Below are 19,588 nucleotides of genomic sequence, written 5' to 3' on the forward strand. Positions count from 1 at the left end.
AGGGGGCGGCGCCTGGGGCCGGCAAAGCCGGACCCTCGGCCCCCGCTGGTAAATACCCCCGCTGGTAACGCCCTGAATTCTTCAACCAGCATGAGCCGTGGAACCGGCTTTGCCGGGCCACAGGCGGGCGGCCCCCTCGGGGGGCAGGGAGCTACACGAAGTGAGCGACCGTGGGGGCCATATCCTGCGTGGGGGCTAATATTTCAATGCGGTACTTTTTCCCCAGAACACGCGATAAGCGAACACGGTGTAGCCGATGATCATCGGCAGCACCACGGCTGCACCCGCCAGGATCACGCCCATGGCCTCGGGCGCGCTGGCCGACTGCCAGATCGTCAGCTTGTCGATCACCAGCCACGGGAAGAGGCTGTAAGCCAGGCCGTAGAAGGCCAGCAAAAACACGCCCACCGTCGCACCAAAAGGTACCCATGCGCCGTATTCATTGCCTTGTGCCAGGCGCACCGGCAGGCGCTGCAGGCTGCGGAAAATCACGCCAAACAGCACCGCCGTGGCCGCCGGGATTGGCAGCAGCAGCACGATGTTCGGAAACGAAAACCATTTGTCGAAAATGCTCTGGCTCACCAGCGGTGTGGCCACCGAGATGGCACCGATGCCGATCACAGTGAACAGGAGGCTGCGCCTGGCCCAGCGCACGGCTTGCAGTTGCAATTCGCCTTCGGATTTGATGATGAGCCAGCCGGCGCCGAGCAGGCAATACGCCGCGACCAGCGCCGCGCCGATGACCGCGTTGAAGACGATGGTCCACCAGGTCGCCGCAAAACCGGTGATCAGCGAACCCAGCATGTAGCCCTGCGACCAGCTTGCGAGCAGCGAACCGGTGTAGAACATGCGGTTCCACAAGGGCTTGTGGCTGGCGCGCGCCTTCACGCGGAAGTCAAAGGCCACGCCGCGCAGCGTGAGGCCGATGAGCATGAAGGCCACGGGCAAATACAGCGCGCCCAGGATGACGCCGTGCGCCAGCGGAAACACCGTGAGCAAAATACCGACGCCCAGCACCAGCCAGGTTTCGTTGGCGTCCCAGAAGGGGCCGATGCTGGCGATCATGGTGTCCTTGTCGTCATCGCCGGCGGTGCGCATCAACACGCCCACGCCCAGATCGTAGCCGTCAAGAATCACATAGGCCAGCATCGCCAGGCCCATCACCACCAGGAAAACAATGGGCATCCAGCCGGCGGCTTGCGTCAGGTCAGGGGCAAGGTCAAGCATGGGAGGCTCCTTCTTTTTCGGGGTAGTTCACGACGTTGAGTTCCTTCTCGGTCGCACCGGCGGTGTTGTCGTCCCCGAACGGCTTGTCGGCGTGTTTCCTGTGCCGCGCGAGGTAGAAGACCACCGACACATAAGACACCAGCAGCACCGCATACAGCGCGAGGTAGAGCGTCAGCGTCAACGCGATGCGCGGTGCCGGCACTCTTGAGGCGGCATCGGCTGCCGTCAGCACGCCCGTCACCAGCCAGGGTTGCCGGCCGATCTCGGTCACGTACCAGCCGGCGATCAGCGCGATCCAGCCTGCGAATGTCATGGCGACCAGAACTCGTGCATGCCATACGGTGAGCGTACGGTCAGGGTCTTTTTTCCAGGGTGCCAATTGCCACACGCTGGCCCAACTGACCAGAAGCATCAGGACGCCCACCCCCACCATGATGCGAAAGGCCCAGAACACCGGCGCCACCGGCGGATGTTTTCCCTCGAACTCGTTCAAGCCCTTGACCTCGCCGTCCAGGCTGTGCGTGAGGTAGAGCGACGCCAGCTTGGGAATGCCGATTTCATAGCGGTTGGATTTGGTGGCTTGGTCGGGCAGTGCAAACAGTACCGCGGGCACGCCTTTTTGGGTTTCCCAGATGCCTTCCATGGCGGCCAGCTTGGCCGGCTGGTGCTCCATCGTGTTCAGGCCGTGCTGGTCACCCGCAACGATCTGCAGCGGAATCAGCATGGCAGCCATGTAGATGCCCGTCTTCAGGCCGGCCATGACTTCGGCCCCGCGGTCATCACGCAGCCAGCGGTAGGCCGAAACGCCCGCCACCAGAAATGCCACGGTCAGCCCCGACGCCAGCAGCATGTGCACCAGCCGATACGGAAATGAAGGATTGAAGATCACCGCCAGCCAGCTCGTCACATGCGCCTGGCCGTTGATCATTTCAAAACCCGCGGGTGTCTGCATCCAGGAGTTGAGCGCCAATATCCAGAAAGCCGACAGCGTGGTACCGCCCGCCACCAGCAGCGTGGCGATGGTGTGCATGGTCTCGCTCACGCGTTCCCGCGCAAACAGCATCACGCCCAGCATGGTGGCCTCCAGAAAGAAGGCGGTGAGCACTTCATAGGCCAGCAGCGGCCCGGCAATGTTGCCCACCTTCTGCATGTAGCCCGGCCAGTTGGTGCCGAACTGGAAGCTCATGGTGATGCCGCTGACCACACCGAGGGCAAAGGTCAGCGCGAAAATTTTCACCCAGAACTGGTAGGCGTCCATCCAGTATTGCGCTTTGGTTTTCACGAAGCGCAGCTTGAAATACAGCAGCACCCAGCCCAGCGAAATGCTGATGGTGGGAAAGAGGATGTGGAAGGTGATGTTGGCCGCGAACTGGATGCGGGCCAACAGGAATGCGTCTAAACCGTCCATCATCAACTCCTGTTTTCGTCGGGAAGGTTGGCAGCAGGTGCTGCGGGGCCGAGGAGCTCGCCGGAAGGCTTCGCCGCCACTTTGCTGGATGCGGTGCGGCCTGTCAAACCGGCCTTCACGCTACTGGCGACCTTGTCCTTCACTTCCAGCAGCTTCTGCACCTTGGCGCCCATCTTCATCAGGCTCATCAGCGTGGCCGAGTCCATCTTCTGCACATCGGCCAGCCAGCCCGTCATCAGCTCGATCAGGTCGTGCATCTGCTTCATGCGCGCCTGGGCGTGGATGTCATCCTGGTTGGCCGGGTGTTCCATCAGCGCATCGCGCAGCATTGAAAGCGTCGGGTCAATCTCGCGCTTGCGGCGTTCCTCGGCCAGTGTGCGGAAGATGGCCCAGACGTCTTCCGGCGCACTGAAATACTCGCGCCTGTCGTTCGGCAGGTGCTGCAACCGCACCAGGTTCCACGACTGCAACTCCTTCAGCCCCATGCTGACGTTGGACCGCGAAAACGCCAGCGCTTCGCCGATTTCATCGGCATTCAGGGCCCGCGGCGAGACATATAACAAGGCATAAATCTGCCCCACAGTACGGTTAATGCCCCACCGACTGCCCATTTCACCGAAATGGAGAACAAACCGCTGGGTTAAGGGGGCCAGATTCATGGTTTGGGTCTCTTTACGGCGTCTTTGGTGTATTGAATTTTCAGGAATTACTGAAATTCTAATAAATCCAGGGAGTTCACGCCAGGGGTTTGGTGGGTTGACCTTTGGAACCTCTGAAAATTGATAATGGGCTTTCGTCGGCAAGCCCTCCATTAGGGGTTTGCACTCTGAATTCAATTTATTTACCGGATTGGGCCATCCCATATGCCAGAACGCAGTGAACTCGAAGGCTTCATCCAGATTAATGGCATTAACCAAACCGGCAAGGTGGCCGTATTTGTGTCGGACTACGAAGCAGTGATCAGTGACACACGAGAGCCGTCCGGATTAATCAAGGAGAAGCTCTACCTTCATCCCTTCAATCTTCACATGCTCCGCAATTCCCAAAGCAACGTGATGAAAAGCGGGTTTTTCTATTCAGTCTCCGGGACATCGGTCGGGTCGTACGCCCAAGGTCCCTTGGGGAATCCACGTGATTGCGAATTTAACCAGCGACCCGTCAAGAGATTTGACATTCATTCCCAGTACACCGCGGAACTGCTGACAGTGAAGATTGAAGGCACCACAGAAGCGGGTGTGCATGCTTTCCCGCAGAATCAAGGCAAGCCGTTGCCACCATGGGCATTCAAGATCCAGTTTGCCGTTCCGAGAAGTGATATGAAGCGATTTTTTGGATTCGCCGACTTTAACTATCCAGCTTTTGAGCAATTGCTTGATGGCTGTCGATAGGCGAAGGCCCGAATCACTGAAGCTCGGCCCTTCATCCACACCACGCCCCATGTCCCAACACCTGGGGTTGAGCGCGCAAGAGTATGAGCTGCTGCTGCGCCCGCGGCGCTTCGGCATGCTGGTTTAGGCGGTTTTTTACGGTGGCGTGCCGGGTGCCCGCCCGTCACTTGCTATCAATTCTGGAGCTGATTGCCCAGATACTTGCTGGGCTATAGGCCGATTTGACTCATAAACGAGCGAAGCACAGAGCCGGGGATGGCAGAACCTGCAGCGAAACGAAAAGGCTGGCCACCCGGTCGGGTCACCGCTATTGGCAAGCCCGTCGCAACATGGGCATACTGGCCCGCCCATATACAACACCCTGTAAAAGGATTCCATGCGCCATACCACCACCGTCCTCGGCTTTTCCATCACCCTGGCTTTTGTAGCCGGGATTGCGCTGTCACCGCTGGCCCAGCACGCCCTGCCCGATGCGCATGCGCAGGCCGTGCCCCTGGCGCCGGCGATGATTGACCTCGCCGCGCTCAAGCACAGCGACATTCCCGGCACCCCCAACCCTGAAATGAACGCGAAGGGCCTGGTCATCACCGACAACGCCACCATCGGCATCCAGTCGGGCAACGTGGCCAAACACATTCACCCGAAAACCGACGAGATCCAGTACATCATCGAAGGCAGCGGCGCCATGTGGCTGGGCGGCGAGCGCAAGGAGTTCAAGCCGGGCACGCTGATCATCATTCCCAAAGGCACGGCACACGGCGGTACGCTGGTGACCAGCGGGCCCGTCAAGGCGCTGGCCATCAAGATCCCGCCTCAGCCCAGGGACGACGTGACTTTTGTGAACTGAGCGAGCGCGCCTCGGTCAGCGAGGCGATTCAGCGCGGCGTACGCGGCGCCGCTGGGCGCCGCCTTGCAGGCGGGCGCTTCCGGGCCGCAGGCGCGGGTGTCGTCGCGACCTCCGGCCTGGACTCCGGCACCAGCAGCACAACTTCCTTCAGCCCCATGCCCAGCATGCCGAGCTCTTCCGCCGCGGCACGGCTCAGGTCGATGATGCGGTCGCCGCTGTAGGGTCCGCGGTCGGTAATACGGACGTCCACGTCGCGGCCGTTGACCAGGCTGTGGACACGCACCATGGTGCCAAAAGGCAGCGTGCGGTGCGCGGCGGTGAACTCCTGCATGTCAAAGCGCTCACCGCTGGCGGTGCGCCGGCCGTTAAAGCGCGGGCCGTACCAGGAAGCCTGGCCGCGCTGGAATTCGCGGGGCACTTCGCCGGCCAGCAGCGACGGCCTGGGTGCAGCGGCAGAAGGCGGCACCTCGTCGGCCATCTCACCGATCACGGGTGATGCATCGGTGGCGGGACGTGAAGGACGCGGCGCCGGTACAGCAGCACCAGCGCCCGGCGCGGTGGAGGGCTTGTTGGATGGCGGCGTGGTGCAGGCAGCCAGCAAGGCCAGCAGCACCGCAGCGCTGAGGGTGGCGGCAGACCGGCGGGCCCCCTGCTGCATGGATGGCGGCCTCAGGCTCGCTGCAGTCGCCCGATGATTTCGGTCGTCGCTGCCGCCTGGTTCATCGTGTAGAAATGGATTCCGGGCACACCGGCTGCGTAGAGCTGCTCGCACAAACCGCTGATCACATCAAGGCCGAAGCTCTTGATGGACGCGGTGTCGTCACCAAAGCCCTGCAGGCGCAGGCGGATCCAGCGCGGAATCTCGGCGCCGCAGGCATCGGAAAAACGCATGAGCTGCGTGGAGCTGGTGATGGGCATGATGCCGGGCACGATGGGCACGTCCACACCCAGGGCCTGCGCGTCGTCGACAAAACGGTAGTAGGCGTCGGCGTTGAAGAAATATTGGGTGATCGCCGAGTTGGCGCCGGCCTTGACCTTTTGCACAAAGGCCTGCAGGTCGGCATCGGCCGATCTGGCCTGGGGATGGATTTCCGGGTAGGCGGCCACTTCGATATGGAAAGTGTCACCGGTTTCGGCGCGGATGAAGGCCACCAGGTCGCTGGCGTAATGGAACTCGCCGCCCGCGCCGTAGCCGCTGGGCAGGTCGCCGCGCAGGGCGACCAGGCGTTTCACGCCCATGATCTGCAAGGTGGTGAGTTGCTGGCGCACGGTGGCCTTGGTGGCGCCCACGCATGAGAAATGGCAGGCCGCCGCCACGCCTTCGGCCAGGATTTCGTTCACCGTGCCGAAAGTGCCGTCTTGCGTGGAACCGCCCGCGCCAAACGTCACCGAGCAGAACTCGGGCTTGTGCGCATACAGCGCCTGGCGCGCCACACGCAGCTTCTCGGCGCCTTCGGGTGTCTTGGGCGGGAAAAATTCAAAACTGAGGGGAAGGTTCAGGCTCATCGCGGATCTCACTCGTCGTTATTTGTCGTATCGGTTTTGTTGTCACGCCGTTTGCCACGCGCAGGGCCGGGCTGGCCGGCATGCGCAAGTTCGGAGTCTTCGTGCGGCGCGCGGGAGGCGCGCATTTCGCTGCGTGGCACGCGCTTGGCAACCTTGCGCTGCGGTGCGGCCGGCAACGGCTGGTCTTCGCCTGCCACGTCCTGGCCCTTGACGGCCTGGATAAAAAATTCGCGGTTGCCGTCACCGCCTTCAATCGGCGACGCCAGCCAGGCTTTCACTTCCAGCCCCAGCGTTGCGCAGGCATCGCGCAGGCGCTTTTCGACAAACTCGAAATGCGCCGGGTCGCGCACGATGCCGCCCTTGCCGATCTGGCCGGGCTGCAATTCAAACTGCGGCTTGACCAGCATGAGCAGATCACCGCCGGGTTTGAGCAGGCGAACCACCGCAGGCAACACCAGCGTGAGCGAGATGAAGGACAAATCACCGGTCAGGAAGTCGAAGTTGGCTTCTGCGGCTGGGCCCGCTTCATCCAGGTCAGCGTCATCCTCATCGCCATCGAAGTCATCCGGAAAATCCATGTCGCCGCTGTCGCCGGCATGGCCCGCCACCAGGTTGGCGGCGGTCATGGAACGGGCATTCAAGCCCTCGACGCAAACCACACGCGGATCTTCACGCAGGCTGGCGTGCAGCTGGCCGTGGCCCACATCGACGCCCACCACCTGCAATGCGCCATGCTGCAACAGGCAATCGGTAAAGCCGCCGGTGGACTGGCCGATGTCCAGGCAACGCAGGCCGACCACGCTGAGGCCGGTGGCCTTGAGCGCACCTTCCAGCTTGAGCCCGCCGCGCGAGATGTACTTGGCTTCGGTGGTGTCCAGCAGCTGCAGTTCGGCGCCGGGCGGAATCTCGTCGCCGTTCTTGGCGACCTTCTTCCAGGCAGCATCGGCTTCGGGACGCCACTGCACCCCCGAAGCAATCAGGCGCTGGGCCTGCGAGCGGGTGGCGGCATGGCCGTGTTCGACGAGGAATAGGTCAGCGCGCATGTAGTGTCTTCCGGTATTCCAGCAACAGACTTAAGGGCGTAGCGAGCGGCCCGAGAGCAAGGCGCGGGCGTCAGGCAACCGGAATGCACTTGAGGTGCATGAGGATTGCCTGATCGGGACCCGCAACGCCGCTATCGGGTCGCGCAGTAGCCAGGGAAAATCAGTAGCGGTAGGTGTTGGCCTTGTACGGGCCTGCTTTGCTGACACCGATGTACGCAGCCTGCTCGTCGCTCAGTTCAGTCAGCACAGCGCCAACCTTCTTCAGGTGCAAACGAGCGACTTTTTCGTCAAGATGCTTGGGCAGCACATAGACCTTGCCCACTTCGTACGCATCTTTCTTGGTGAAGAGCTCGATCTGCGCGATCGTCTGGTTCGCGAAGCTCGAAGACATCACGAAGCTCGGGTGGCCGGTGCCGCAGCCGAGGTTGACCAGGCGGCCCTTGGCCAGCAGGATGATGCGCTTGCCGTCCGGGAAGATCACGTGGTCGACTTGCGGCTTGATCTCTTCCCAGGTGCACTTTTCGAGTGCGGCAACGTCGATCTCGTTGTCGAAGTGGCCGATGTTGCAGACGATGGCCTGGTCTTTCATCTTCGCCATGTGGTCGTAGGTGATGACGTTCTTGTTGCCAGTAGCGGACACAAAAATGTCGGCCTTGTCAGCGGCGTATTCCATGGTCACGACCTTGTAGCCTTCCATCGCGGCCTGCAGGGCGTTGATGGGGTCGATCTCGGTCACCCACACCTGGGCGCTCAGGGCGCGCAGGGCTTGTGCGGAGCCCTTGCCCACGTCGCCGTAACCGGCCACCAGTGCGACCTTGCCGGCCACCATCACGTCGGTGGCGCGCTTGATCGCGTCGACCAGGGATTCGCGGCAGCCATACAGGTTGTCGAACTTGCTCTTGGTGACGGAATCGTTCACGTTGATGGCGCGCAGGGCCAGCGTGCCCTTGGCCGACATTTCATTCAAACGCAGCACGCCGGTGGTGGTTTCTTCGGTCACGCCGATGATGTTTTTCAGGCGGCGGCTGTACCAGGTCGGGTCTTGCGCCAGCTTGGCCTTGATCGAGTTGAAAAGGCAGATTTCTTCTTCGCTGCCGGGCTTGGAGATCAGGCTGGCGTCTTTTTCGGCCTTGGTGCCCAGGTGCATCAGCAGCGTCGCGTCGCCGCCGTCGTCCAGGATCATGTTGGGGCCTTCTTCAGGCGTGCCCTTGGCACCGCTGAATTCGAAGATCTTGTGGGTGTAGTCCCAGTAGTCGGCCAGGGTTTCGCCCTTGATGGCGAATACCGGCGTGCCGGCGGCGGCGATCGCGGCGGCGGCGTGGTCCTGCGTCGAGAAGATGTTGCACGACGCCCAGCGCACTTCGGCGCCCAGGGCTTGCAGCGTTTCGATCAGCACGCCGGTCTGGATCGTCATGTGCAGCGATCCGGTGATGCGCGCGCCCTTGAGCGGCTGCGCCTTCGCGAATTCTTCGCGGATGGCCATCAGGCCGGGCATTTCGGTTTGTGCGATGTTCAGTTCCTTGCGGCCCCAGGCGGCAAGCGAAATATCGGCAATGGTGTAGTCGGTGGAAGGTTTCAGGACGGCGCTCATTTGGTAACTCCAAAAGTCATAGGTCAAATTGGGCAAAATAGCCACGAGCCTGTGTGTCAATCGGGGAGTTTGTTGTTAGCCTCACCCGGCTTGAAAGCACATGCGGGTGAGCGTGGTTGCAAATGAAAGTCCTGAGCCTAGACCACATGGAGTGGGTTGCAACGCTCCTCAGGAAGCCGTGATTATAACAAATCACCCCCGTCCAGGCTCACTGGCGTGTAGCCCGTTCCCCCCTCAAGGGGGCGGCGCCTGGGGCCGGCGAAGCCGGACCCTCGGCCCCCACTGGTGAAATACCCCCGCTGCATACGCCCTGAATCTTCAAGCCAGCATGAGCCGTGGAACCGGCTTTGCCGGGCCACAGGCGGGCGGCCCCCTCGGGGGGCAGCGACCCACACGAAGTGGGGAGCGTGGGGGCCACATTCAGTGCGAAAATTTCATGATGCAAGAACTCCAGCAGTGGCCTGTTACAGAACGTCAACTCATTACCGGCGTCTTCACCGATATCGACGACACCTTGACCACGGAGGGCGAAATCACACCCGATGCGCTGGAGGCTTTGGGCGAATTGAAAGCTGCAGGGTTCAAAGTCGTGGCGATCACCGGGCGGCCTGTCGGCTGGAGCGAGCCTTTCGCGGCGAGTTGGCCGGTGGATGCCATCGTGGCGGAGAATGGTGCGGTGGCGCTGCTGCCGGAGCAGGTTTTAGGCAAAGAAGTCCCGGAATCCGCACCAGCCGTGCGCAAGCAGCTATCAAAAATATACCGACAGGATTCCGCGACACGCGCTGCCAACTTCGCTCGCATGCAGTCCGTGCTGGCGCGCATCGAGTGCGAGATGCCAGGTGTGCACCGCGCCACCGATTCACCAGGCCGCGAGACCGACATTGCCATTGACCACAGCGAATTTGTGCAACTGAGCGACGCGCAAATCGCTGCGGTGGTGGCGCTGATGAAAAGCGAGGGCATGCACGCCACCGTCAGCAGCATTCACATCAACGGCTGGTATGGCAGCCACAACAAGCTCGAAGGCGCGCGCTGGATCGTCCGGCAGCTCTGGCAGCGCGACCTGGACGCCGAGATGGACCTATGGGTCTATGTGGGCGATTCGACCAACGACCAACTGATGTTCAAGACTTTCGCCAACAGCGTGGGCGTGGCCAACATCGCGCGCTTTGTGCCGCAGCTGGCGCACTTGCCGCGCTATGTGACGCACGGCGAGCGCGGTGCCGGCTTTACCGAAGTGGCGAAGATGTTGCTCACCCCTATCGGGACTCACTGCCTGTAGTCCCTTTTCCCCTTGCAGGGGACGAGGCCTGCGGTCCGGCAAAGCCGGTTCCGCGGCCTCCGCTGGTCAATGGCAGGCGGCCGCGCGGCGCACTGAGCCCCACCGCAACCAAGCGCCCAATGCGGCCACTGCCAATACAAGCGCAGCGTAGCCCTCCGCCGTGGCGGGCAGACCTAGCGGCGCAATCAAACGCCCAGCCAGCATGGCCGGCACGCTGAAGGCCAGATAGCTGGTGGCATACAGCGCGGCAAATAATTCAGCCCGCTGATGCGGCTGCGCCAGCGGCGCGAGGGTCTGCACCTGCGCAGAGAAAGCCGAGCCGCCGCCAAAACCGGCCAGCGCTGTTCCTGCAAAAAACAGCGCCACGGAGCGCGTGGCCAAAGACACGGCCACCAGCCCCGCACCCACAGCCAGCAAGCTCATGCCGACGGCGCTCATACGCACCGGCGACAGTTTTTTCAGCAAAGTTGGCGACGCGGCGCCCAGACCGAAGAAGGTGGCAATGGCCAGGCCGTTGACGATGCCGTCATGGATGCCGAAGATTTGCTGCAGCATGGAAGGCACCAGCGACAGGTACAGGCCCGCGAGCGACCACACCGCCAGCATCGTCGGCACGCCACGGAAGAATTCAGCGCGCGCCTGCACCGGTATCGAAATGCGCGGCACCAGCGAGGCCAATGCGCCGGGGCGCGGCGTGGCGCTTTCGGGCAGAAAGAGCGTAGCCACCGCACCCACGACGCAAATCGCAACCAGCACACCAAACACCAGCGGCACCGGGTGCAGCGCAAACTTGACGGCGATGCCGGTGAGCAACGCGCCCACAGCCAGCCCCGCCAGCGGCGAGACGCTGCCGATCATCGCGCCCAGGCGTTTTTGCGCGGCCGGTGCGGCCTCGACCACCGCCGCCGTCAGCGCGCCGCTGACCATGCCGGTCGCAATGCCCTGCACGATGCGCGCAGCGATGATGCCGTTGATGCTGTCGGCCAGCAAAAAGGTCAGCATGGCGCCGGCCTGCAGCAGCAAGGCGGTGAACACCACGGGCCGACGGCCGATGTGGTCAGACAGCGAGCCGGCCACCAGCAGCGAAGCCAGCAGCGCAATCGCATAAATCGCAAATGCCACCGTCAGCAGCGCCGGCGAAAAGCCCCACTGCTGCTGGAAGACGACAAACAGCGGCGAAGGCGCACTGCCCGCCACAAAGAACGCGAACAGAAGGATGGCCAGCAACGGGAAGGCGGCTGCGGGCGGCAGCTGCCAACGGGTGGCAGAGGACTTTGAAGAGGCAGGGGCGGTCATGGGAAACGCTCAACTTTCTTAAAGCGAATATATTTGCGTTTGAGAATTCTACGCCAATTTAAAAATTAACGCAAAGATCATTGCTTTAGGTTAAAGTTAGCCCTAATGAGCACTCTACAAACACCCCCGAACAAACGCCCCGGCGGACGCAGCGCCCAGGTGCAAATCGTGGTGCGCAAGGCGCTGGAAGAGCTGATTGCCCAGGAGGGCCGCGACAAAGTCACCGTGCCGGCCGTGGCCGAGCGCGCCGGCGTGAGTGCTTCCAGCATTTACCGGCGCTGGGGCGACGTGAACGGCCTGCTGGGCGAAACCGCTCAGCAGCGGCTGGACCCGAACCGCCCCTTGCCTGAGACGGGCGACCTGAAAGCCGAACTCACGGCCTGGGCCAAAGAACTGATCAACCACCTCAACAAGCCAGGCAATGCCTCGCTGCTGAAGGCCGCTGCCGCGCTGGCGGGATCAGAAGAAACCAACTGCCTGAAAAACCGCCGCAACGAAGCCACGGTTCTGGTCAAACGCGCCCAGACCCGCGGCGACGCCACACCCACCGTGCAGCAGGTGCTGGACCACATGATGGCCCCCATCATTTACCGGTTGATTTTTGGCGCTGGCGTTGAACCGACGCTAGCCGATCAGCTGGCCGACGAACTGTTTGCGCTAGCCAACCCCGTCAGTAAGTAAACCGAGAAGCCAGCAGAGGCCGCGGAACCGGCTTCGCCGGGCCGCCAGCCTCGTCCCCTGCAAGGGGAAAAGGGATTACACGCAGTGAATCCCGATAGGGGTGTGCCTACTTTCAGTTGGGCTTGGCGAGGCCTAACTTATCGATCAGCACCTTCTCCCGCCCAACGGTGTCTTGCGCAAACTTCGTGTAGTCCGCCGAGCTCAGGTAGTTGGGCAGCATGTCGTAACGGCCCAGCGCCGCAACATAGCTGGGTTCTTCCATCGCTTTCTTGAAGGCATCGTGCAGGCGCTTGACCACCTCGCGCGGCGTACCTTTGGGTGCGCCTATGCCAAAGGGCGAGTTCTGCACGATGTCATAGCCCAGCTCTTTCAGCGTGGGCGCGTTCGGGAATTTATCGAGCCGCTTCTCGCCCCAGGTATTGAGCACACGCAGCTTGCCGGCTTCGACCTGCGGCGCAAAGCCGGTGCTGTCGGCGCCCGCCATCAGCTGGCCGCTGACCAGTGCCAGCATCAGGTCAGCGCTGCCTTTGTAGGGCACGTGCTGCAGCTCGATGCCGGCCTTCTGCGCGATGAGCTCGGTCGTCAGGTGCGGGCTGGTCAGCGTGCCCGTCGAGCCGTAGGTCAGCTTGCCGGGGTTGGCCTTGGCATAGGCGACAAAGTCAGCCCAGGTCTTGAACGGGCTGTCGGCAGGCACCACGATGCCGAAGGCGTAGCCGGTCACGTTGATCACGTAGCTGATGTCCTTGACCGGGTCCCAGTTGATCTTGGTGGTGTAGCCAAGGCGGAACACACCCAGCGGAATCTGCGCCAGCGTGTAGCCGTCGGGCTGCGCGCTTTGCAGCTGCTGGGCCGGCAGGGTGCCGCCCGCGCCGGGCTTGTTCTCGACGATCACCGTCTGGCCCAGAATTTTCGAGGCGTTGTCGGCCAGCGAACGCATGGTGATGTCGGTCGGCCCGCCGGCCGGAAAGGCGACGATCAGCTTGATCGGTTTGACCGGGAATTTTTGCGCATGGGCAGCACCCCACACGCCAGCGAGGGAAATGGCCAGGGCGGCGGTGATCTGCAGTAAAGGACGGCGTTGCATCGGTGTATCTCCTGATCCTGAAAGTATGGCGGCTTGAAGCCCATATCATGCGTGCAGCAAGCCGCCGTCGCATCAGGGCAACACCTGAAAGTTGTCACGTCGGCGTCAGCCAAATCTTAAAGCGTTTTATGCGTTTCAACCATACAGGACGAGCGCAAACAGCTATCAATTCAATAGCAAATCACAAACACCCCCTGCAAGCAGGGGCCGCGGGACTGGCTTAGCCAGACCGCAGGCGCCGCCCCTGGAAGGGGGAAGGTGCTACACGAAGTGAGCGTCCGACGGGGTGAACTAATTCGCCGCCCCCTCGAGGGGGGAACAGGCTACACGGAGTGAGCCTGGACGGGGGTGGATCTATTCAGCACGCTTCCCAAGGCTTTCCCTGTATGCGTGCCGAGCTTGACGACAGCCTCAGGCGGTGCCGAAGCCACCACGCGCCCACCGGCGTTGCCGCCGTCCGGCCCCAGGTCAATCACCCAGTCGGCTTCGGCGATCACGTCCAGGTCGTGTTCGATCACCACCACGCTGTGCCCGCCGTTGACGAGGCGGTGCAGCACGTGGATCAGCTTTTCGACGTCGGCCATGTGCAGGCCCACCGTGGGTTCATCCAGCACATACAGCGTGTGCGGCGCCTTCTGGCCGCGGCGCGTGATGTCGTCGCGCACCTTGCTGAGCTCGGTCACCAGCTTGATGCGCTGCGCCTCGCCGCCTGACAGCGTCGGCGAAGGCTGGCCCAGGGTGAGGTAACCCAGGCCCACGTCTTTCAGTAACTGCAGCGGGTGGCTGATGTTGGGCATGGAAGAGAAAAAATCCATCGCCTCATCCACTTCCATCTTCAGCACGTCGCCGATGTTCTTGCCGCGCCAGGTCACGGCCTGCGTTTCAGGGTTAAAGCGCGCGCCGTGGCAGGTTTCGCACAGCACTTTCACGTCGGGCAGGAAGCTCATGCCGATGGTGCGCACGCCCGCGCCTTCGCAGGTGGGGCAGCGGCCTTCGCCGGTGTTGAAGGAAAAGCGCCCGGCGCTGTAGCCGCGCGCGCGGGCTTCCAGCGTGTCGGCAAACAGCTTGCGTATCGTGTCCCAAAAACCGATGTAAGTCGCCGGGCAGGAGCGTGGCGTCTTGCCGATGGGCGTCTGGTCGACTTCCAGCACGCGGTCTACCGCCGCATAACCCTCGATGCGTTCGCAGCCGGTCCAGTCGGGTGTCTTGCCCTTGTCGTCGGCGTCGCGGCCCGACTTGGTCGAGCGCTGCATGACACCCGCATGCACATTGGTCAGCAGCACGTCGCGCGCCAACGTTGATTTGCCGGAGCCCGACACACCCGTCACCGCCACCAGCCGGTACAGCGGCACGGTGACCGACACATCCTTGAGGTTGTGCAGATCGGCATTGACCACGGTGAGCCAGGAGGTGAAAGGCCCGGCGGCCACCGGGGCCGTATTGTGCAGCGCGCTGGCACTGGCTGCGGCGGCTTTCAACGCGGCTGCTTTGAGCGTGGCCGCTTTCTGTTTGCTCACCGGCTTGGCGTTAACGTCAACGGGCGCTTCTTTCAACACGGCCACCGGCGCTGCGCCCTTGCGCGTTTCACGCCGCAGCTGCAGCGGGTGAATCAGCGGGTTCGCCAGGTAGCGTCCCGTCAGAGATTCCGGCACAGCCGACAGTTGCGCCGCCGTGCCTTGTGCAACCAGCGTGCCGCCGCGCTTGCCCGCACCGGGGCCGATGTCGATGATGTTGTCGGCGCGGCGGATCGTGTCTTCGTCATGCTCGACCACCACCAGGGTGTTGCCGCGGTCGCTGAGTTTGCCCAGCGCGCTCAGCAAAATCTGGTTGTCACGCGGGTGCAGGCCGATCGTCGGCTCGTCCAGCACATAACAAACGCCCTGCAGGTTGGATCCCAGCTGCGCCGCCAGGCGGATACGCTGCGCCTCGCCGCCCGAGAGCGTGGGTGCACCACGGTCCAGCGTGAGGTAGCCCAGGCCCACGTCTTCGAGGAATTCGAGGCGACTTTTGATCTCGGGAATCAGGTCGCGCGCGATGCCGGCTTCACGGCCCAGCAGCGCGAGTTTTTCGACCCAACCCCGCACGTCCGTCACCGACAGCGCTGCGATGTCGGCAATGCCGACGCCCGCAAACTTCACCGCGCGGGCCTTGGCATTGAGGCGCGTGCCTTCGCAGGTCGGGCAGGCGGTGCCGGCCACGTCTTCCACTTCGGGTTCGGCAAAACTTTGCTCGCGGCCCTTGTTGTCGTCGTCCATCACCGAGTCGTCAAACACCTTGCGCTGTTCCTTGGTGAGCTTGACGCCCGTGCCGACGCAGTCGGGGCACCAGCCGTGCTTGCTGTTGTAGCTGAAGAGACGCGGGTCCAGCTCGGCATACGAGGTGGCACAAATCGGGCAGGCACGCTTGGTCGAAAAGGCGATCAGCTTGCCGATGTTTTTGGCGCTGGCGCCGGCCATCATCGCGCCGCGCAAACCATCCAGCGGCGCCAGCACATGGACAACGCCCTTGCCGTGCTCCAGCGCGGTCGCGAGCGCGGCACGCAAGGCGGCCTCGTTGTCGGGCGACACATGGATGTCGGCAATCGGCAGCTCGACCGTGTGTTCCTTGAATCGGTCAATGCGCGGAAAGCCCGTGGTCGGCAAAAACTCGCCGTCGATGCGCAAATGCGTGTAGCCGCGCGGGCGCGCCCAGTCAGCCAGCTCGGTGTAGACGCCCTTGCGTGCGATCACCAGCGGGGCCAACAGGCCGATGTGCTGGCCACGGTAGGTTTTGATCAGCTGCGCGGCGATGCTTTCAGGGCTTTGCGGCATCACGGCCGCGCCGTCCTTGGTGCAGTGCTGGATGCCCAGCTTCACATACAGGAGGCGCAGGAAATGCCAGACCTCGGTGGTCGTGCCCACGGTGGACTTGCGGCCGCCGCGCGAGAGGCGCTGCTCGATCGCCACGGTGGGCGGAATGCCGTAGACCGCGTCCACCTCGGGCCGGCCCGCCGGCTGCACGATGCTGCGCGCATAGGCGTTCAGCGATTCGAGGTAACGGCGCTGGCCTTCGTTGAACAGGATGTCAAAGGCCAGCGTGGACTTGCCCGATCCCGACACGCCGGTCACCACATTGAACTTGCCGCGCGGAATGTCGACCGACAGGCTCTTGAGGTTGTTCTCTTTGGCGTTGACGATCTGGATCAGGTTGGAGAAGGCCGGGCGTGTAGCCCAGACCTTGGGACGCGACTCTTCAACGCCGTGCACCTTGCCCATGGCCTGCTCGTATTCGCGCAGGGCGAGCGCCGTGTGAGAGGTCGGGTGCTGGCGCACTTCTTCGGGCGTGCCCTGCGCCACCAACAGGCCACCGCCCTCTCCGCCTTCGGGGCCGAGGTCGATCAGCCAGTCGGCCGAGCGGATCACGTCCAGGTTGTGTTCGATGACGATCAGCGAGTGACCGGCTTCGAGGAGCTTGCGCAGCGCGCGCATCAGCTTGGCGATGTCGTCAAAGTGCAGGCCGGTGGTCGGCTCGTCAAACAAAAAGAGCGTGCCACGGCCTGGTTGCCTGAGTGCCAGCGCCTGCTTGCTGGCGCTCGCCGTCTTGCTGGCATTGGCCAGAAAGCCCGCGAGCTTGAGGCGCTGCGCCTCGCCCCCCGAGAGCGTGGGCACGGGCTGGCCCAGCTTCACATATTCCAGGCCCACATCGACGATGGGCTGCAGGGAACGCACCACTTCGCGGTCTTGCGCAAAGAGCGCAATCGCCTCGCTCACCGTGAGGTCCAGTACGTCGGACACATTGAGCAGGCGCGGCTTCACGTCGCCTATCGCCTTGCGTTCAATCGTCACTTCGAGGATCTCGGCGCGGTAACGCTTGCCGTCGCAGTCGGGGCAGCGCAGGTAGACGTCGCTGAGGAACTGCATCTCGACATGCTCGAAGCCCGAGCCGCCGCAGGTCGGGCAACGCCCGTCGCCGTTGTTGAAGCTGAACTTGGTGGCGGTGTAGCTGCGTTGTTTGGCCAGCGGTGCCAGCGCGAACAGGTCACGCACGGCGTCCCACGCCCCCACATAGCTGGCGGGATTGGACCGCGCCGTCTTGCCGATGGGCGACTGGTCGACAAACACCACATCGGTCAGGTGGTCAGCGCCCATTAGCCGGTCGTGCAAACCCGGCGTTTCAGTCGCCTTGCCAAACTGGCGCAGCAAGGCCGGCGCCAGGATGTCCTGCATCAGCGTGGACTTGCCCGAGCCGCTGACGCCCGTTACGCAAACCAGGCGCTGCAGCGGAAAGTCGACGGTCAGGTTCTTCAGGTTATGGTCACGCGCGCCTTCGAGGATGAGGCGCGGGGTGTTGTCGGTTACCGCACGCTTGAACCCCATGCCCACCTGCTTGCGCGAGCCGAGGTAGGCGCCGGTCAGGGTGTCGGCGTGTTTGATGTCGTCGGGCGTACCGTCAAACACGATCTGGCCGCCCTTCTCGCCCGGGCCCGGGCCCATGTCGATCAGGCGGTCGGCCGCCAGCATGACGGCCGGGTCATGCTCGACCACCACCAGCGTGTTGCCGGCGTCACGCAGGCGGTGCATGGCCTGGGTGATGCGGTTCATGTCGCGCGGGTGCAGGCCTATGGAAGGCTCATCGAGCACGAACAGCGTGTTGACCAGCGAGGTACCGAGTGCGGTGGTGAGGTTGATGCGCTGCACTTCCCCACCCGAGAGCGTGCGGCTTTGCCGGTCGAGCGTGAGGTAGCCGATGCCGACATCACACAGGTACTTCACGCGAGTCTGGATTTCTTCGAACAGCGACTTGAGCGCCTGCAATTCGGCATCGTCGCCCATCACGTCGAGTGAAAGGCCGCTGAAGAACTGCCGCAGCCTGTCAATCGGCAGGCGCATCAGGTCGTGCAGCGCCAGGCCCGGCAGAGCTTCGAGCTGCTCGCGGCTCCACTGCACCCCCACCGGCATGAAGCGCTGGCTGGGCGGCAGCACCGCATCTGCGGCTTCTTTGGAACCGAGGCGCCAGAGCAAAGACTCAAGCTTGAGGCGCGCGCCGCCGCAGGTCTCGCATTGCGTGTAGCTGCGGTATTTCGACAGCAGCACGCGGATGTGCATCTTGTAGGCCTTGCTTTCAAGGTATTCGAAGAAGCGCTTGATGCCGTACCACTGCTTGTTCCAGTTGCCGTCCTTGTAGCCCGGTGTGCCGTTGATGACCCAGCCCTGTTGCTCTGGCGTGAGCTTGTACCAGGGCGTGTCGCGCGGAACGCCCGCCGCTTCGGCGTGGCGCAGCAGGTCGTCCTGCGCTTCTTTCCAGGCAGGGGTCTGGATGGTCTTGATGGCGCCGGCGCGCAGGGTGAGCTTGTCGTTGGGAATCACCAGGCCGTAGTCGACACCGATCACGCGGCCAAAGCCGCGGCAGGTTTCACAGGCACCCATGGCCGAATTAAAAGAGAACAGCGAGGGCGTGGGGTTGGTGTAGCGCAGGTCGCTGTCGGGGCAATGCAGGCCCGTGGAGAAGCGCCACATCACATCCGGTTGACCATCCTCTGCGTGTTGTACATAGATGTTCAGGCGCCCGCCACGCTTCAACGCCGTTTCGATAGCTTCCATCACACGGGCTTTTTCCACCGCGTGGGTGCGAAAACGGTCGGCCACCACGTCCAGCAGCTTGTGCGGGCCGGCCGGTGTGGCCACGTCGCGCTGGGCATGCACGCGCGTGAAACCACTGACAGAGAGCCACTGCTCGACCTGCTCGGCGCTGGTGTTGCCGGGCAGCTCGACCGGGAAGGTCAACACCACGCGCGGATCACCCTCTGTGGTGCGCGCCATCAGCTCGGCATAAATCGATTCAGGCGTGTCGTGGCGTACGTTCTGCGCGGTCTGTTTGTCGAAGAGCTGGGCGGCGCGCGCGTAAAGCAGCTTCAGGTGGTCGTTCAACTCCGTCATGGTGCCCACGGTGGAACGCGAGCTGCGCACCGGGTTGGTCTGGTCGATGGCGATGGCGGGCGGCACGCCTTCCACCTTGTCGACGGCCGGCTTGTCCATGCGGTCAAGGAACTGCCGCGCGTAAGCAGAGAAGGTCTCCACATAGCGGCGCTGGCCTTCGGCGAACAGCGTGTCAAAGACCAGGGAGGATTTGCCCGAGCCGCTGGGCCCTGTGACTACCGTCATTTCACCGGTGCGGATATCCAGATCGAGGTTTTTGAGGTTGTGCTGGCGCGCGCCGCGAATGCGGATGATTCCCTGGGACATGAGTGCAGTCTTTC

The 19,588-nt window shown here is 62.9% G+C and carries 14 protein-coding genes and 1 riboswitch; of the genes, 4 read left to right on the plus strand and 10 right to left on the minus strand.

The features are described 5' to 3' along the window. Positions 1 to 195: 195 nt before the first annotated feature. From AC1DWQ_RS13260 to AC1DWQ_RS13270, 3 genes are read right to left on the minus strand one after another with little or no spacing between them, the layout of a single operon-like run. Entirely contained in the window at positions 196 to 1,227 is a 1,032-nt protein-coding gene (locus tag AC1DWQ_RS13260) for a cytochrome d ubiquinol oxidase subunit II (protein ID WP_457282893.1), read from the minus strand. Then, on the minus strand, positions 1,220 to 2,635 hold the full coding sequence (locus AC1DWQ_RS13265; protein WP_477670054.1) for a cytochrome ubiquinol oxidase subunit I: 1,416 nt from the start codon (positions 2,633 to 2,635) through the stop codon (positions 1,220 to 1,222). The genes AC1DWQ_RS13260 and AC1DWQ_RS13265 overlap by 8 nt, the downstream gene beginning before the upstream one ends. Before the next feature lie 2 nt (positions 2,636 to 2,637). After that, positions 2,638 to 3,294, minus strand: a complete 657-nt coding sequence (locus AC1DWQ_RS13270) for a GbsR/MarR family transcriptional regulator (protein ID WP_477670055.1) — start codon at positions 3,292 to 3,294, stop codon at positions 2,638 to 2,640. 204 nt (positions 3,295 to 3,498) lie between these two features. Here AC1DWQ_RS13270 and AC1DWQ_RS13275 point away from each other — a divergent pair, with 204 nt between their 5' ends. Then, the gene (locus AC1DWQ_RS13275) at positions 3,499 to 4,023 is read left to right on the plus strand and encodes a hypothetical protein (RefSeq protein ID WP_477670056.1); all 525 of its coding nucleotides are present in this window, start codon (positions 3,499 to 3,501) and stop codon (positions 4,021 to 4,023) included. A 376-nt stretch (positions 4,024 to 4,399) separates the two neighbouring features. After that, on the plus strand, positions 4,400 to 4,870 hold the full coding sequence (locus AC1DWQ_RS13280; protein ID WP_477670057.1) for a cupin domain-containing protein: 471 nt from the start codon (positions 4,400 to 4,402) through the stop codon (positions 4,868 to 4,870). Positions 4,871 to 4,898: 28 nt separating this feature from the next. On the opposite strand, the gene AC1DWQ_RS13285 is transcribed toward AC1DWQ_RS13280, so the two are convergent. From AC1DWQ_RS13285 to ahcY, 4 genes are all read right to left on the minus strand, one after another. Continuing rightward, complete coding sequence (locus tag AC1DWQ_RS13285) at positions 4,899 to 5,528, minus strand: septal ring lytic transglycosylase RlpA family protein (protein WP_477670058.1); 630 nt, start codon at positions 5,526 to 5,528, stop codon at positions 4,899 to 4,901. A gap of 11 nt (positions 5,529 to 5,539) precedes the next feature. Next, on the minus strand, positions 5,540 to 6,376 hold the full coding sequence (metF, locus tag AC1DWQ_RS13290; RefSeq protein WP_477670059.1) for a methylenetetrahydrofolate reductase [NAD(P)H]: 837 nt from the start codon (positions 6,374 to 6,376) through the stop codon (positions 5,540 to 5,542). Positions 6,377 to 6,384: 8 nt separating this feature from the next. Continuing rightward, positions 6,385 to 7,419 (minus strand): TlyA family RNA methyltransferase, encoded by a 1,035-nt coding sequence (locus AC1DWQ_RS13295; RefSeq protein ID WP_477670060.1) that lies wholly within the window; start codon positions 7,417 to 7,419, stop codon positions 6,385 to 6,387. Positions 7,420 to 7,579: 160 nt separating this feature from the next. Next, entirely contained in the window at positions 7,580 to 9,010 is a 1,431-nt protein-coding gene (gene ahcY / locus AC1DWQ_RS13300; protein WP_477670061.1) for an adenosylhomocysteinase, read from the minus strand. Between the two features lie 101 nt (positions 9,011 to 9,111). Continuing rightward, positions 9,112 to 9,186, minus strand: a riboswitch (S-adenosyl-L-homocysteine riboswitch). A 263-nt stretch (positions 9,187 to 9,449) separates the two neighbouring features. Here ahcY and AC1DWQ_RS13305 point away from each other — a divergent pair. After that, positions 9,450 to 10,292, plus strand: a complete 843-nt coding sequence (locus tag AC1DWQ_RS13305) for an HAD-IIB family hydrolase (RefSeq protein ID WP_477670214.1) — start codon at positions 9,450 to 9,452, stop codon at positions 10,290 to 10,292. Between the two features lie 66 nt (positions 10,293 to 10,358). On the opposite strand, the gene AC1DWQ_RS13310 is transcribed toward AC1DWQ_RS13305, so the two are convergent. Continuing rightward, a complete protein-coding gene (locus AC1DWQ_RS13310) occupies positions 10,359 to 11,588 on the minus strand; it encodes an MFS transporter (RefSeq protein WP_477670062.1) in 1,230 nt (409 codons plus the stop codon). Positions 11,589 to 11,693: 105 nt separating this feature from the next. Between AC1DWQ_RS13310 and AC1DWQ_RS13315 the strand changes: the two genes are divergently transcribed. Next, the gene (locus tag AC1DWQ_RS13315) at positions 11,694 to 12,269 is read left to right on the plus strand and encodes a TetR/AcrR family transcriptional regulator (protein WP_477670063.1); all 576 of its coding nucleotides are present in this window, start codon (positions 11,694 to 11,696) and stop codon (positions 12,267 to 12,269) included. 112 nt (positions 12,270 to 12,381) lie between these two features. Here the strand turns inward: AC1DWQ_RS13315 and AC1DWQ_RS13320 are convergent, their stop codons facing one another. Together AC1DWQ_RS13320 and uvrA are read right to left on the minus strand one after the other, a co-directional pair. Next, the gene (locus AC1DWQ_RS13320) at positions 12,382 to 13,353 is read right to left on the minus strand and encodes a Bug family tripartite tricarboxylate transporter substrate binding protein (protein ID WP_477670064.1); all 972 of its coding nucleotides are present in this window, start codon (positions 13,351 to 13,353) and stop codon (positions 12,382 to 12,384) included. 323 nt (positions 13,354 to 13,676) lie between these two features. Further along, positions 13,677 to 19,574, minus strand: coding sequence for an excinuclease ABC subunit UvrA (uvrA, locus tag AC1DWQ_RS13325; RefSeq protein ID WP_477670065.1), 5,898 nt, complete (start codon positions 19,572 to 19,574; stop codon positions 13,677 to 13,679). Positions 19,575 to 19,588: the final 14 nt, after the last annotated feature.

The sequence above is a fragment of the Polaromonas sp. P2_G11 genome (assembly GCF_056403595.1).

Bases quoted from the DNA above. Each gene is read 5' to 3' on its own strand.
- AC1DWQ_RS13320 (WP_477670064.1), bottom strand. From the start codon at position 13,353: ATGCAACGCCGTCCTTTACTGCAGATCACCGCCGCCCTGGCCATTTCC.
- AC1DWQ_RS13260 (WP_457282893.1), bottom strand. From the start codon at position 1,227: ATGCTTGACCTTGCCCCTGACCTGACGCAAGCCGCCGGCTGGATGCCC.
- uvrA (WP_477670065.1), bottom strand. From the start codon at position 19,574: ATGTCCCAGGGAATCATCCGCATTCGCGGCGCGCGCCAGCACAACCTC.
- metF (WP_477670059.1), bottom strand. From the start codon at position 6,376: ATGAGCCTGAACCTTCCCCTCAGTTTTGAATTTTTCCCGCCCAAGACA.
- AC1DWQ_RS13270 (WP_477670055.1), bottom strand. From the start codon at position 3,294: ATGAATCTGGCCCCCTTAACCCAGCGGTTTGTTCTCCATTTCGGTGAA.
- AC1DWQ_RS13265 (WP_477670054.1), bottom strand. From the start codon at position 2,635: ATGGACGGTTTAGACGCATTCCTGTTGGCCCGCATCCAGTTCGCGGCC.
- AC1DWQ_RS13295 (WP_477670060.1), bottom strand. From the start codon at position 7,419: ATGCGCGCTGACCTATTCCTCGTCGAACACGGCCATGCCGCCACCCGC.
- AC1DWQ_RS13305 (WP_477670214.1), top strand. From the start codon at position 9,450: ATGCAAGAACTCCAGCAGTGGCCTGTTACAGAACGTCAACTCATTACC.
- AC1DWQ_RS13315 (WP_477670063.1), top strand. From the start codon at position 11,694: ATGAGCACTCTACAAACACCCCCGAACAAACGCCCCGGCGGACGCAGC.
- AC1DWQ_RS13275 (WP_477670056.1), top strand. From the start codon at position 3,499: ATGCCAGAACGCAGTGAACTCGAAGGCTTCATCCAGATTAATGGCATT.
- AC1DWQ_RS13310 (WP_477670062.1), bottom strand. From the start codon at position 11,588: ATGACCGCCCCTGCCTCTTCAAAGTCCTCTGCCACCCGTTGGCAGCTG.
- AC1DWQ_RS13285 (WP_477670058.1), bottom strand. From the start codon at position 5,528: ATGCAGCAGGGGGCCCGCCGGTCTGCCGCCACCCTCAGCGCTGCGGTG.
- AC1DWQ_RS13280 (WP_477670057.1), top strand. From the start codon at position 4,400: ATGCGCCATACCACCACCGTCCTCGGCTTTTCCATCACCCTGGCTTTT.
- ahcY (WP_477670061.1), bottom strand. From the start codon at position 9,010: ATGAGCGCCGTCCTGAAACCTTCCACCGACTACACCATTGCCGATATT.